Source organism: Gemmiger sp. An50, assembly GCF_002161595.1.
Classification (GTDB): domain Bacteria; phylum Bacillota; class Clostridia; order Oscillospirales; family Ruminococcaceae; genus Allofournierella.
On sequence record NZ_NFID01000023.1, the window covers coordinates 1 to 14,354 of the forward strand.

Genomic DNA, 14,354 nt, shown 5'->3' on the forward strand with positions numbered 1-14,354 from the left:
TAAAAAAGCAACGCCAAGTGCGGTTGGCGTTGCTCATTACGCACCTTTAGGTGCTGCTGGAATAATGGCCCTTATAGGGCCGTTCTGCAAACCCCACGTTCAACGTGGGGTTATGATTTTAATTCTTGTTCCAGACCGTCAAATTCTGGTGTGGAGAAAAATTCTCCAAGAGTAATATTCAGATCATCGTAAATCATATTTAGCTTTGTTACTGCTTGAGTAATAAAGCAAAATCGCACCGATCATAAAAAGGTGCCAATTTTACCACAGTGGAGGCACTCAGTCGACCTCCTGACCCTACATTTTTGCAATCTACGGTCACTTTCATTTTATTATAGCAGACCAGAGATCCTATATCGCGAATAGCCAGAAGCTCCGTTCATAATCCGATGTTTAGAGTGTACTCCCTTGAACCCATCTTATCATTTCGATATAATAAAATAAATTCTCATTAAAACAAAAACAGCACTGGAAACCAGTGCTGCGCTATTCCTGAAACGGTGGATTGTTCGGGATACCACCATACCCTGCGGCGTAAAGCCTTATCTTAGAACTTCTGATGGATATTGATAAACCGATACGGCATCAATGCTGTTTACTCTGATGGATATTGATAAACTGACACATCAAAAATCTAAGCTTGGGCTTATTATAGCGAATTAAAAAATGGTTGTCAACATGGAAGGAGTATCAATTATGCACTATGTTTTAGGTCTGGATATAGGCATTCAGTCTGTGGGCTGGGCGGTAATTCGCTATGATGAGCCTGCACGCATTGAAGACTTCGGCGTACGCATATTTGACACCACGGAAAATAGAAAATCCAAAGATAACGCCAATCAGGAACGGCGTGCGTTCCGGGCCGCAAGACGGGTGGTGCGTCGCCGGAGCCACCGGAGAGAGATGCTGAAAAAGCATCTACAACGAATCGGTCTGCTCCGAGAAGGCGAAGTGGAAGCATTCTTTGAATCGGGCAAATCCGATCCGCTGCGTCTGCGGGTCAAAGGACTGACCGAACAGCTCACACCAGTAGAGCTTGCGGCCTGTCTAATTCACATCAGCAACCACCGGGGATATCAGGCGTTTTACAATCTGACCGAAGAAGAACTGAATGAACTGCCCGCTTCCGAAAAGAAAGAATATCAACAGGAGCGCAGCGGAATCGAGCAGGTGACCGGCCTTATGGAGCAGGGCAATTACCGTTCTGTTGCCGAAATGCTTCTGACCGATGCCGCTTTTGCCTCGGAAGATGGCGGACCGATGCGTACCTACCGCAGTCATCCTTATAAAGATACTCGGTATCCCATCAGCCGGGATCTGCTGCGTAAAGAGGCAGACGCTATTCTGATGAACCAGGCACAATTCTACCCTTGCCTGAATGAAGCTTACCAGGTGACCTGGCGCAAGGAAAGCCGTACGCCGTCCAACCGGGAATTTCTGGAATGGCTAATGTTTGAGCAACGGGATTTTGAAGATGGCCCCGGTGACCGTGACGATGCCATGCGTAAATACACAGGCTTTCTGCAGGCCTTGGGGAAATGCTCCTTTTATCGGCAGGAGGACCGCGGCCCACGCATGAGCGTGCTGGGGGATCTGTATGCTCTGACCAACTCACTGTCACAGTATCAATATATAGATGAAAAAACTTCTGCATTCGGTATGCCCAAGACACTGGCCAATGATCTTCTGGAGGCAGCATTGCATGATGCGGAATTGCCCGCAAAAAGAATCCAGGAACTCGCAAGGAAACACAGTGTCAAAATCGATAACAAAGCCGTAAAAACCGCAGACCGCGCGCCCAACTGCATCAAATTTATGCGCCGGATTCGTCCCATTCTGGAGAAATACGGCATAGACTGGGAACAGGCTCTTGGGGGAGCCACTCTGGAAGAAGCGCTGGATGACAACACGATGCTGAATCGGATCGGGCGGGTTCTGTCGCTCTATCAAACCCTTCACCGCCGCAAGGAAGAATTGGTGAAAATCCCTGGGATTTCGCCGGAGCTGGCATCCCGACTGACTGCAGAGCGGATTTCCGGTACAGCAAAGGTCAGCGCCCATTACATGCGGGACGCAGTGGAAGCCTTTCAGCTGGGCGAGCGGTACGGTGAATTTCAGTGGCGCAGAATGAACGAACAGGAGCAGCCCCTGCCCGGTCAGGCCAGTGGGGCGAATTTCAAATTACCCGCCTTCCCCGCCAGTGCCGAGTTTGCAAAAAACTCGGTGGTTATGCGAAGCCTCAACGAAACCCGAAAGGTGATCAACGCGGTCATTGAACGATATGGTTCTCCCTGGGCTGTGAATGTAGAGGTCGCCAGTGAACTGGGCCGCTCCTGGGCCGAACGAGACGAGCTGGATCGCAGGAATAAACAAAATCTGGCTCAAACCGAAAAAGACAAAAAGCAAATTTGTGAGATCATGGGCTACCACAGTCCCGATCAGGTGAACGGTTCCATGCTGGAGCGTTTCCGATTGGCCCAGCAGCAAAACTGGCAGTGTCTGTATACCGGCAAACCGATCACGGACAAACAGGCTGCACTGGATTCCAAAAACCGAAGCTATGAGGTAGACCACATCGTACCGTTTTCGCTGATTTTGGATAACACCCTTCAGAACAAAGCGCTGGTCTGTGCCGATGCCAACCAGACCAAGGGGCAGCGCACTCCGCTGATGTACCTGCGTGACCCTCAGCAGCGGGAACTGTTTATCGGACGGGTCAATCAAATGGCCAAAAACCATGTGATCAGCGACCGAAAACGACAGTATCTGTTGTTGGAGCATCTGGGAAACAGTGAGCTTCTGGACGAATGGAAAACCCGCAATCTAAATGATACCCGCTATATTGCCAAGTATCTGCGGGGATATCTGGAACGGGAACTGGCACCGGCGGCTGAGCACCGCACGCCTTTTGTGTTTCCTGTCAAAGGCGGCCTGACCAGCCGGTTCCGCCGCGTCTGGCTGGACCGGGAAACCTGGGGCGGAGATGAAAAGGGGCAGCTGCGTGAGACGACTACCCTGCATCATGCGGTGGATGCCGTTGTGATCGCTAACATTACCCCGGCGACCGCCTTGATCGCGGAAGACAATCTGCGGCTGAACCGCATCCTGAAAAGCAGCCATGGAGTGGAAACTGCAGAATACTGTGCCCAGCTGGAGCGCAGCTTGCAAACGCTGGAACAGTATTATCACATTCCCCGCGCCAAAGCGCAGGCCTATCTCAAGCGTAAAAACCGGATCACTGCACTGATCCCAACCCTGAATATCGAGGTAAACATCCGCTTTGGTTCTCCCGGAGAAGAAATCGACCCGGACACCTACCGCGCTTGTGTGCTGTACCATTATCACGACGATCCGGCCTTTGCTGCCGGCCTGACCCCGCCATGCACCAGCCGCAAACCGGAGCGAAAGGTTCAGGGCGGCCTGACCACTGCCAATGCGCTGGGAACCATGGAAATCGACGGCGTTTTGTATGAGGCCAAACGTGTCGATGTAATGAAGCTGAGCTGGAAAAATCTCTCGCAGCTCTGCACCAACGATGGGGATCTGCGGGACTCCCTGATCGAACTGCTGGCCGAAACCGGGGACAAAAAGCTGGAAGATATTCTGTCGGCGCAAAACAAAACGGAATTCCGCACCCGGAAGGGCCGCCTGATCCGGAAGGTAACGCTGAAAGGCAATGTGGTAGACCAGTACCGCGTCAAGCAGATTGCGCCAAACAACTATTCCGTCCTCAACACCACCAGTTATTATTGCACCGAAGTCTATCGTGACACTGCCGGAAAAACAAAAGTGCGGGCAATCGCCCGGGCGGATCTGGTGCGCAGAGACAAAAAGCTGTGGCTTACCTGTCCCGCCCCCGCCGACTATGCCGAGCACATCATGTACCTGTTCAAAAATGATTATATTCAGGTGCAAACACACAATGGGGTGCTCTTTGAAGGATTTTACCAAAGCCCGGCAGGCATTAAACAAGCAAAATTCAATGGAATTGAGAAGAATGCTTCCGGTTCCCGTCCGTTCCGTATTTCCGGAACTGCCACTGTAACAAAATACGACATCAGCATTCTGGGCAAAAAAGGAGGCGAAATTCCATGTGGCGCACCCTTATCGTTACTTCCGGAGAGAAAATGACCGTGCGGGATGGCTGGCTTCATGTGTACAGCCCCCAGCAGGAGGCCCGTGTTCCCATCGGCGATCTATACTCGGTCGTGGTGGATAATCGCCAGACATTGCTGAGCATGGGGGTTTTGACCCAGCTGGCACAGGCGGGCGTGCATGTTCTGCTGTGCGACGAGAAACATCTCCCCTGCGCCGAACTCCTGCCGCTGGCACAGCACTACCGCCCTTTGACGGTACTGCAAAAACAGATGGAGCTTTCCCAATCCTTTAAAGACCTGCTCTGGCAGCGCATCGTCACAGCCAAAATCCAGAATCAGGCAAAAACGCTCCGTCTGGTGGGGGCAAACGGCAGCAAAGCGCAAAAGCTGGAGGAACTGGCGCTCACGGTGCAGCCGGGCGACTCCGGCAATCGGGAGGCACAAGCCGCCAAGCTGTATTTCCCCGCCTTATTTGGGGCCGGGTTTACCCGCACGCTGGATGATGTGACCAACGCTGCGCTGAATTACGGCTACGCGATTATCCGATCCGCCGTTTCCAAAACGCTGGCGGGATATGGCTACTCCGGCGTATTGGGGCTGCATCACATCGGTCCGGGCAATCCGTTTAATCTGGCAGACGACCTGATGGAGCCGCTGCGCCCTCTGGTTGATCTGTGGACAGATGATCACTGCGACGATCTGTACGAGCAGCTGAGTCGCACCAACCGCCGGGAACTGATCGGTCTTGTGAACCATATCATCCGGCTGGATGGCCAAAAGATGCGGGTGCGGTACGCCATCGATCGGTATGTCAAAAGCCTGACCAGTGCCATTGAAGGGCAGGACGCCGGACTGCTGCGGCTGCCGGAACTCATCCGCAACGACCCCACCTTTGAGGATGAACAGGATGGCTGAGAGATTTATGCGCCTGATGGTATTTTTTGACCTGCCTGTGAATACAAAACAGCGCCGCAAAGAGTATTCCAGATTTCGTAAATCCCTGATCAACGATGGTTTCATGATGCTGCAATACTCGGTTTATGTCCGCCTGACCCGAAACCACGACGATGCCCAAAAACACCTGCGGATTGTAGAGGCAAACCTTCCGCCGGCAGGCTCTGTCCGAGCCATGATCGTTACCGAAAAGCAGTACACCCAGATGAAGCTTCTGTGCGGCGCGCAAATGAAGGACGAGCATTTTCTTGACACAAAAGATCTTCTTGAGATATAATCTAGTAGAACAAATGCTGTCAAAACCGCAAGATCCACAACATCTTGCGGTTTTGGTTCTCTGATGGATATTGATAAACTGATACATACAATCCAATACTACCACACACTACACGTTTTGGTTCTCTGATGGATATTGATAAACTGATACGTACGACGACAGGGAAATGCCCAGCGTGATGTTTTGGTTCTCTGATGGATATTGATAAACTGATACTGGTGGCATCGTCCAGAACTTTATCAATCTTGTTTTGGTTCTCTGATGGATATTGATAAACTGATACCTCGTCCGTTACACAGTGCAACACATGGTTGTTTTGGTTCTCTGATGGATATTGATAAACTGATACACAAACAGATTGCTTCACACGCTTATGCTTGTTTTGGTTCTCTGATGGATATTGATAAACTGATACAACAGCACCGCGCGGCCCTCTGGAGGCACTGTTTTGGTTCTCTGATGGATATTGATAAACTGATACCGGCATGATGGTGGGCCACGATACCCTGTAGTTTTGGTTCTCTGATGGATATTGATAAACTGATACGCCTACAATAACAAGCAGCTGGGCGTGGGGTTTTGGTTCTCTGATGGATATTGATAAACTGATACGAACAGTATTTGAATCATTCCCAGTATACTGTTTTGGTTCTCTGATGGATATTGATAAACTGATACTTCTCGGTAGCGCGGGCCCGGCATGTTGCGGTTTTGGTTCTCTGATGGATATTGATAAACTGATACTTGCTGTTGAATACTGCGAAATAGCCTTCGTTTTGGTTCTCTGATGGATATTGATAAACTGATACCCATAACGTGCGCTGTAAATGTCAAAGGGTGTTTTGGTTCTCTGATGGATATTGATAAACTGATACGCTGTACGAGGTTTCTGTGGTTACCTTCCCGTTTTGGTTCTCTGATGGATATTGATAAACTGATACTGAAAAGACGGACGATATGATCCAGTACGAGTTTTGGTTCTCTGATGGATATTGATAAACTGATACTAGGTATAATTGTTCGTAACCTTGTTGTATGTTTTGGTTCTCTGATGGATATTGATAAACTGATACTACCAGCAACAAAAGGCGCGGAACAGTTTAGTTTTGGTTCTCTGATGGATATTGATAAACTGATACATTTCTGGGCTTCATCCTGCCAGGTTGCTTGTTTTGGTTCTCTGATGGATATTGATAAACTGATACGAAAGAGCGGCTCAATCAAAACTCGCTAACGTTTTGGTTCTCTGATGGATATTGATAAACTGATACAGTTCTTCGCGGCGAAGGGTGAGCATGTTGTTTTGGTTCTCTGATGGATATTGATAAACTGATACTGACGAGTTGTACCCCCCTGATAGACCACGGTTTTGGTTCTCTGATGGATATTGATAAACTGATACATTTCTGGGCTTCATCCTGCCAGGTTGCTTGTTTTGGTTCTCTGATGGATATTGATAAACTGATACGACCGGATCAAGCAGATCAAGCGGAACAGCCGTTTTGGTTCTCTGATGGATATTGATAAACTGATACCAGCAGGCTGGGAGTTTTGTCATCAGAGACGTTTTGGTTCTCTGATGGATATTGATAAACTGATACTAACCTGTCCGTTCTTTGCTTTCTTGCTCCGTTTTGGTTCTCTGATGGATATTGATAAACTGATACGACCCGGCAGGAATGGCTGCAGGGCCAGAGGTTTTGGTTCTCTGATGGATATTGATAAACTGATACAGGCGAAGCAACGGCACCTGAGATATGCCCGTTTTGGTTCTCTGATGGATATTGATAAACTGATACCTTTTCGCCGCTGATGTCTGCGGCGGTGATGTTTTGGTTCTCTGATGAATTTTGGAGCGCTGTTTGTATCTCTTTTCAAGCAGAAACTCCCGTTTATGCGCCTTCAAGTTTGGTGGCATAAACGGGAGTTTTTGTTTCATCTTCCTATTCGGAGTGATTTTGCGTTCCATTCGCTTTTCTCTGAAACACGAGTGCGTTACGAAGTATCCGAGGTGCGGAAGTATACCCCCGGAGCCGGACATCTCTTCTGGATTTACTGTACTTTCGGTTGTATCTTCTGCGGATTTGGCGTATACTGATATTAACTAGTATCAATTTGTATCAGTATTGGAGGAACTTTCGATGGATGCTTCCTTGTTTGCGAAAATGCTTTCAGACAAAAGCATAACGGATCTAAAAAAACTGGGCTACAAATATCCTAAAGCGGATCTTCAGGAGTTTGTGGCACTTCTAAAGGAGAATTTCTATCATAAGCTACCGCTGAACGATTTCGACGGAGAACGTATTGTTTTCTTAGAAAGCGTCACCCAGGTCTCCTTGTCCGCAGTACGCATTCTTCTCACGCCGCAGCGCAGCGACCACTTGTTTGGTGCAAAAGCAATGGAGGATGAGATCCTTTCCACTTTCCGGATTGAGCAAATCAATACTACGCGCGACAGTGTACGGCGAGTTCTGGCGGGGCACTCCCCTCGCAATGAAGATGAGCACCGCGTTTATGGGATGAAACGCGGCTTGGAATTTATTGCAGATCCATCGCACACGATCACCGAGGGAAATCTGTATCGGTTGTATCAGATGACGATTGGAGAGTTTTTGCCGGAAGAGGACCAGCTTCTGCCAGGAAACCGATACCGGCACGATGCGGTGTATGTGGTAGGTGCCAAAGTAGAACACACTGGTTTACCGTGCTCCAAACTGCCAGAATACATGGCTGCGCTGATCAAGTTTGCCCAGGAGGGGGCCGAAACGAATGCCCTGCTAAAGGCTGCTATTCTTCATTTCTATCTGGCATATCTCCATCCCTATTTTGATGGAAACGGCCGGATGGCCCGGCTTTTGCACCTGTGGTATCTGGTACAACAGGGATATTCGTCTGCATTGTTCGTGCCCCTTTCTCGCTATGTGGAGGAGAGCCGCAATCGCTACTACAATGCATTTTCTCTGGTGGAGCGCAATCAGGAAATCAGTGGCATTGTGGATCTGACCCCTTTTCTTACCTATTTTATTGAACAGGTGTATCGTCCGCTTGGCGAAAACAAGATGGGTGGTCATGCAATGGATTCCTTCAAAGAGGCTTTAGCGCAAGGCCAAATTACGGAAAAAGAAGCAGCTCTGTGGCAGTTTGTCCTTTCCTGCTATGGGGACGAAGAATTCTCTACGAAGCAGCTGGAAAAGGATTTCGGTAATGCTGCCTATGCCACCATCCGTGGTTTTGTCCTGAAGTTCGAATCCCTGGGGATGCTGGCTTCCACACGATATGGAAACCGAGTGAAATACCGGGTGATATAGCAGCCGAACTCTCAACACTCTGTTCATAGGAAACCTGCTTCGGCTTATTGCCCGGAGCAGGTGTTTTAAATTGTTAGGACAACGCGCGTTCTAACAATGATTATAATAATGATTAGAATGGATTGTTAGAAAGAGGGTGGCTCTGTGCAGGAAGATAAAACGACCAATTTCAGTGAGGTACAGTTTATTCCTCGTCCTCAACTTCTTCCGTAACGCTCAGATCCTCGAAATCTTCCGGAGAATTTTTGAAACAGCGGCGAAGGTATTCTTGTCCGCCGTCCACTGCGACGGTTTTACAGGAGCAGAATTTGAAATCGTGCACGGTTTCCGATTCAATCACATCACCGCAGAATTTGCACCGGATGGCATTTCGGATAATCTTTTTCATTTCAGTTCCTCCATAAAGGTCAGTGTCGTTCAATCCGTTTGCTTTCCCCTCTTCTTTTTGGCCCATTCCGTTTTCTTGCGATTCCATACATCGTCGAAATGGTCGGTGAGCAGCTGCTCGAATGCTGCGGCGTCGAAGTCTTCCCTTTCAGCGGAGAACTGCTGCACCAGTGGTTTCACCTCTGCTCGCCAGCATTTCATCACCTTGCTGCGGCGCTCGGCGGTAAGCCCTTCCACACGGGAAAGGCCGGTGTTGAGCCGGTTGCCGATTTTGGTATAGAGTTTCAGGGCCGGATTTTCCCGTTGGCTCTGTTCCGCCGCCTCGTCTGAGGCGGCTTTTTTGCAGGTGCATTTCCCCTGATTGGGGGCTGTCCGGCTGCAATATTTTGCGGTGCCGCTGAAGGGCACGAACAGCTTCCCGCACCGCTGGCAGGGGCGGACGGTCTGGTGCTGGGCGCACATCTGCACGAATTCCGCCATCACCACCGAGGTAAGGCAATCCGCCACCAGATAGGAACGGCTGGCGATGTCCGGATGCTTTCGGGCTTTCGGATCTTCTTTCGGCATGGACAGCCGTCCCAGCATCCGCATGTGGAGTTTCTCGTACAGCCGGTTCCCTTCCACTGCGGCCCGATGGTTGGTGATCAGCGCATCTCCATAGCGGTAATCTGCCGGTTTTTCCGGGTCGGCGTCCGCTGCGGCCAGTGTGTATTCCACCAGGCTTGCAAGAGATGGTTGAAAACTTGCCAGCTGTTTCAGCTGACCGGCCAGCAAAGTGAGCGAGGTATACGTGGCGGCGCTCAACTCTCGGTCATCCATATCGGCATAACTCACCATGGTTGCATCCGGCTGGGGCCAGCAGGTCAGGTACCGCTCCACACACTCGCTGGACTGTTCCAGCGCATAGCAGAGCTGGATCTCCTGATGGAGAATCCTGCCGAATCCATTTGCCATAACCAGGCCCAGTTCTTCCGAGGTCAGGTTGTGGAAGCCCAGCCTTTTCAGCATCTGGTGGTAGACGTCCGAGGCAGCCTGGGTGCAATATCGCTCCAGCAAGGTCTGCATGGCCGGATAATCCCCCAGCGCGGTTTGGATTTCCTGATACAGCCGGGCCAGCTGATAATAAAGGGCCTGTTCCGGATGCTCCAATGCCTGCCGGATGCTGCGGCCCGGTTGTTTCGGTTCCGGCTGAGGTTCCGCAGGGCGCGTCTCTTCCGGCGCTTTGGAGAACCGGCTGAAAAACGATCTGCGTTTTTTCGTCTCGGCAGCAGCGGGTTCAGCTGGTTCCGGGGGCTGGTAATTCCGCCAGTCCGTCTGTTCCAGCAGCTCCGCATTGACCGAAATCGCGCACCCGGAAAACTGCTGGAGCAGCGACTGGGCCTTCTGGTAGAATTCCTGCCAGGGCATATCCAGCCCGGCAAACACCAGATCGCCCAAAGCACAGGATTCTTCGATCCAGATCCGGGCCTGGTTGTGCTCCACATATTCCGGGTCTTTCATGTTCTGCTGAATCTGGTTCATTACTTCGATTACAGATCTCCGTTCCCCGCTTCGGCGGGGTTCTTTTTTTGTCTGCTCCGGGGGCGGATTGCGGTGTACCAGGATGGGCAGACACAGCTGCTTTTCCTGAAAACGGAACACAAAACTTGTGGACATCGTAAAATCCTCGCTTTTTTTGAAAACCTCGAAAAATGGCTCAACAAGGCCGTTTTTTCATGTGTATCGGCGCAAATTTGTTGTGTAATTTCAACATTACATGAATTCAAGATAACACATATAGCGTTTTCGGTCAAGCCGTGGTATCTTGTGTTCACGGCACCTTGACAACTGAATATCCATGTTCCCCAATGATCCGCGTTCCCGTCGCGTCCGCGCAGCCACGCAGGGCCTATCATCCTGCCCGCTGCGCGGCGGGACGGGTTCGTGAAATTTAATATTAATGGAGGTGACTCTCACGAACGACCAAGAAATCCTCTGCTTTGCAGACATTCCAACCGAGGAGGTGAACTGGCTTTAGTATCCTTACATTCCCTATGGAAAAATTACGATTTTACAGGGCGACCCGGGTTGCGGCAAAACCATGGTGGCGCTGTCGCTGGCGGCAATGCTTTCTACCGGGGCTGCTCTCCCCTTTTCCCCGCAGGCAAACGACCCGATTACAGTTCTTTACCAGACGTCGGAAGATGGAATTGCCGACACCATAAAGCCCCGTCTGGAGCGGGCGCAGGCAGACTGCACCCGCATCAAGATCATCGACGAGTCAAAAACGCCACTGCGTTTCGATGACACCCGGCTGGAAGCCGCCGTCCGGCAGGAAAATGCCCGGCTTCTGATTCTGGACCCGCTTTCCGCGTACATTGGCGAATCGGTCAGCATGAACCAGGCTAACGAGGTGCGCAGCGCCTTCCGTAGCCTGTACTCCATGGCCCAGCGCACCGGCTGCGCCGTCCTGATCGTGGCACACATGAACAAGATGAACGGAACCTCGGCTTTGTACCGCACCAGCGGTTCTATTGATGTGGCCGGTGCGGTGCGCTCCATCCTCACAGTGACCAAATACCGCAAGTCCCCCACCCAGCGAGTGCTGGTGCCGGTCAAGAGCAATCTTGCCCCCGCAGGCAATGGACTGCTGCTGGAGGTGACCGACCATGTGGAATGGCTCGACCAGCTGGAAGAAGCGGATGCAGACAAGCTTCTGAACGGCAATCAGGGGCCTGCTGCGCCCACAAAACAGCAGCAGGCGGAACAACGGATAACACTATGAAAAAAAGAACCTTTTGGGATAAGTTCGACGCCTTCATGATGAAGGACAACACCTTTATTCTGCTGGTGATGGGCGCTGCGGCCGCCATCTTCGCCGGTACTTACATGTTCATCAACCTGGGCACCGGCGCCTTCAACGACCTGTCCATCGTGGCCATGCTGAAGGACGGCATGGACGGCGGTGACTACGCCGCTGCCGCTGGCTTCGCTGCCGGCTTTTTGATCGCCCGCGTGCTGGAAGGTCCTCTGGTTGGCCTGATGGACATCGGCGGCACCCTGCAGACCGGTGTCGGCATCGGTATCCCCGCACTGTTCCTGTCCATGGGCTGGCAGTTCCCCTTCTCCAGCTTCCCGGTTGCCCTGCTGGTGGGCGCTATGATCGGCCTGGTAATGGGCGGCGTGATCATGCTCATCCGTAAAGCTGTGCCGGAAGGCGTCGCCGTGGGCGGCACCAGCATCATGATGGGCGCGGGCAACGCCATCGGCCGTTATCTGGCTCCTCTGATCGTGGTGGCTGCCACTCAGTACGATGTGTACGCCGGCATCGGCGCCATCCTGGGCTGCGCCATCTTCTACAAGTGGGGCAAGGAGCTGGCAGGCGGCGCCATCCTGGGCGCCATGCTGTTCGGCGGTATCTTCCTGTAAGTTGAGAAAGCGGGGCGTTTTTGTTGAACGTTTATGAAGAAATCGGCTTGAAGCGGGTGGTCAACGCCAGCGGCCGTATGACCATTCTGGGTGTTTCCACCCTGAGCGACGAGGTGGCCCAGGCGGCCATCGCGGGCGGCCAGTCCTACGTGGTGATCGAGGACCTGATCGACAAGGCAGGCGAGATCATCTCCCGCTATACCGGCGGCGAGGACAGCTGCGTGACCTCCAGTGCTTCGGCGGCCATCTGCCTGACCATCGCGGGCCTGATCACCAAGGGCAACAAGGTGCTCATGGACCGGCTGCCCAACTCGGATGGCCTTGCCAACGAGATCGTGATTCAGAAGGGCCACAGCGTGCACTACGGCGCGCCCATGCCCACCATGATCCGGCTGGGCGGCGGTGTTCCGGTGGAAGCCGGTACCGCCAACGAGGTGGTGCCTGAGGACATCGAGGGCGCCATCACCGACAAGACCGTGGCGCTGTTCTATGTGAAGAGCCACCACTGCGTGCAGAAGGGCATGGTCTCGCTGGAGGTCATGCGGGACATCGCCCACCGGCACGGCCTGCCCCTGATGGTGGATGCGGCTGCGGAGGAGGACTTCCGCAAGTACATCGCCCTGGGCGCGGACCTGGTGGTCTACAGCGGCGCGAAGGCGCTGGAAGCCACCACATCCGGCTTTGTGACCGGCAAAAAGCAGTACATCGACTGGGTGAAGAAGCAGTACCACGGCATCGGCCGTCCCATGAAGATCGGCAAGGAAGGCATCATGGGCCTGCTGAAGGCGCTGGAGCGCTACGAGAACAAGGACCACGAAAAGGAAGTGCGGGAAAACCGGGAAAAGGTGCGCTACCTGTGCGAGGAGATCGGCAAGATTCCCGGGCTGAAGGCTCAGGAGATCCAGGACGAGGCCGGCCGTGCCATCTACCGCGCCCGGGTGACCCTGGACCCCGCCGTCGAGATCGGGTGCACCATGGAGGAGATCAACCGCCAGCTGCGGCAGGGCAACCCCTCCATCTACGCCCGCACCGAGTTTTTGAATCTGGGCAAGATCGACTTTGACCCCCGTCCCATGGTGGAGGGCGACAAGGAACTGATCGTGAAACGCCTGAAGGAAATCATTGGAGGTTGATCATTATGGCAATTGCTTATTATCATGACCGCGTATGCCTGAACGTGCTGGGCGGCAGCGTGGAGAACGCGAAGGAACTGTATGAGGCCGCTGAGGGCCATGTGGAAGTGGGCGTGCTGTCCACCAATTATCCCGATGTGGAAAGCGCCGTGGAGGACATGAAGCGCTACATGGAAGTGCTGGAAGGCAACCTGTCCGTCGGTCTGGGCGGCGGCAACCCCAAGCAGTGGAAGGCCGTGGCCGACATCGCCAAGGAGATCAAGGCCAACCACTTCAACCAGGTGTTCTCCGCTGTGGGCTACACCCGCGCCAACGTGGACAATGAGTTCAGCCACATCAACGCCCTGGTATCTCCCACCGGTACCCCCGGTCTGGTGAAGATCTCCACCGGCCCCATCTCCAAGGACTGCGCCGAGCCCGCCAACGTTCCGGTGGACACCGCCATCGCCATGATCCGCGAGATGGGCGGCAACTCCATCAAGTTCTTCCCCATGGGCGGCCTGAAGTGCCGCGAGGAGCTGCGCGCTGTGGCTGAGGCCTGCGCCCGCAACAACTTTGTTCTGGAGCCCACCGGCGGTATTGATCCCGAGAACTTCCGCGAGATCATGGAGATCATCCTGAATGCCGGCGTGCAGAAGGTAATCCCCCATGTGTACACCTCCATCATCGACAAGGAGACCGGCAACACCAAGCCCGAGGAAGTACGCAACCTGATGAAGATCGTGAAGGAACTGGTCTGATTCATTCTTAAGCCCTCCTAACAAAAGCCGCTGGTCCTGTTTCACATCCG

The 14,354-nt window shown here is 52.6% G+C and carries 10 protein-coding genes and 1 CRISPR repeat array; of the genes, 8 read left to right on the plus strand and 2 right to left on the minus strand.

Translation table 11 applies throughout. From position 1 onward, the window contains the following. The first annotated feature begins 696 nt into the window (after positions 1–696). The 4 genes from cas9 (at position 697) to B5G03_RS15890 (ending at position 8,636) form a co-directional block, all read left to right on the plus strand. Positions 697–4,131, plus strand: a complete 3,435-nt coding sequence (gene cas9 / locus B5G03_RS15875; RefSeq protein WP_162613439.1) for a type II CRISPR RNA-guided endonuclease Cas9 — start codon at positions 697–699, stop codon at positions 4,129–4,131. After that, complete coding sequence (cas1, locus tag B5G03_RS15880; RefSeq protein ID WP_087182646.1) at positions 4,092–5,012, plus strand: type II CRISPR-associated endonuclease Cas1; 921 nt, start codon at positions 4,092–4,094, stop codon at positions 5,010–5,012. The genes cas9 and cas1 overlap by 40 nt, the downstream gene beginning before the upstream one ends. Next, positions 5,005–5,328 carry a CRISPR-associated endonuclease Cas2 gene (gene cas2 / locus B5G03_RS15885; RefSeq protein WP_242962504.1) on the plus strand — a complete coding sequence of 108 codons (324 nt, stop codon included), beginning with the start codon at positions 5,005–5,007 and terminating at the stop codon, positions 5,326–5,328. The genes cas1 and cas2 overlap by 8 nt, the downstream gene beginning before the upstream one ends. A gap of 49 nt (positions 5,329–5,377) precedes the next feature. Further along, positions 5,378–7,127: a CRISPR direct-repeat array (repeat unit 36 nt; unit sequence GTTTTGGTTCTCTGATGGATATTGATAAACTGATAC). A 342-nt stretch (positions 7,128–7,469) separates the two neighbouring features. Next, positions 7,470–8,636, plus strand: a complete 1,167-nt coding sequence (locus B5G03_RS15890) for a Fic family protein (RefSeq protein WP_087182647.1) — start codon at positions 7,470–7,472, stop codon at positions 8,634–8,636. Between the two features lie 184 nt (positions 8,637–8,820). On the opposite strand, the gene B5G03_RS15895 is transcribed toward B5G03_RS15890, so the two are convergent. Then, positions 8,821–9,024, minus strand: coding sequence for a DUF7695 domain-containing protein (locus B5G03_RS15895; protein WP_087182648.1), 204 nt, complete (start codon positions 9,022–9,024; stop codon positions 8,821–8,823). 29 nt (positions 9,025–9,053) lie between these two features. Then, positions 9,054–10,679, minus strand: a complete 1,626-nt coding sequence (locus tag B5G03_RS15900) for a DUF6076 domain-containing protein (RefSeq protein WP_087182649.1) — start codon at positions 10,677–10,679, stop codon at positions 9,054–9,056. A gap of 370 nt (positions 10,680–11,049) precedes the next feature. On the opposite strand from B5G03_RS15900, the gene B5G03_RS15905 reads away from it, so the two are divergent. From B5G03_RS15905 to dagF, 4 genes are read left to right on the plus strand one after another with little or no spacing between them, the layout of a single operon-like run. Beyond that, positions 11,050–11,787, plus strand: coding sequence for an AAA family ATPase (locus tag B5G03_RS15905; RefSeq protein ID WP_087182650.1), 738 nt, complete (start codon positions 11,050–11,052; stop codon positions 11,785–11,787). Next, positions 11,784–12,431: a DUF4310 family protein gene (locus tag B5G03_RS15910; RefSeq protein WP_087182651.1), complete on the plus strand. Its 648-nt coding sequence runs from the start codon at positions 11,784–11,786 to the stop codon at positions 12,429–12,431. Before B5G03_RS15905 ends, B5G03_RS15910 begins: the two co-directional genes overlap by 4 nt. A 23-nt stretch (positions 12,432–12,454) precedes the next feature. Continuing rightward, positions 12,455–13,564, plus strand: coding sequence for a DgaE family pyridoxal phosphate-dependent ammonia lyase (locus tag B5G03_RS15915; protein ID WP_087182652.1), 1,110 nt, complete (start codon positions 12,455–12,457; stop codon positions 13,562–13,564). Between the two features lie 5 nt (positions 13,565–13,569). Continuing rightward, positions 13,570–14,304, plus strand: coding sequence for a 2-dehydro-3-deoxy-phosphogluconate aldolase (dagF, locus tag B5G03_RS15920; protein WP_087182679.1), 735 nt, complete (start codon positions 13,570–13,572; stop codon positions 14,302–14,304). Positions 14,305–14,354 lie beyond the last annotated feature (50 nt).

Bases quoted from the DNA above. Each gene is read 5' to 3' on its own strand.
- cas9 (WP_162613439.1), top strand. From the start codon at position 697: ATGCACTATGTTTTAGGTCTGGATATAGGCATTCAGTCTGTGGGCTGG.
- cas1 (WP_087182646.1), top strand. From the start codon at position 4,092: ATGTGGCGCACCCTTATCGTTACTTCCGGAGAGAAAATGACCGTGCGG.
- cas2 (WP_242962504.1), top strand. From the start codon at position 5,005: ATGGCTGAGAGATTTATGCGCCTGATGGTATTTTTTGACCTGCCTGTG.
- B5G03_RS15890 (WP_087182647.1), top strand. From the start codon at position 7,470: ATGGATGCTTCCTTGTTTGCGAAAATGCTTTCAGACAAAAGCATAACG.
- B5G03_RS15895 (WP_087182648.1), bottom strand. From the start codon at position 9,024: ATGAAAAAGATTATCCGAAATGCCATCCGGTGCAAATTCTGCGGTGAT.
- B5G03_RS15900 (WP_087182649.1), bottom strand. From the start codon at position 10,679: ATGTCCACAAGTTTTGTGTTCCGTTTTCAGGAAAAGCAGCTGTGTCTG.
- B5G03_RS15910 (WP_087182651.1), top strand. From the start codon at position 11,784: ATGAAAAAAAGAACCTTTTGGGATAAGTTCGACGCCTTCATGATGAAG.
- dagF (WP_087182679.1), top strand. From the start codon at position 13,570: ATGGCAATTGCTTATTATCATGACCGCGTATGCCTGAACGTGCTGGGC.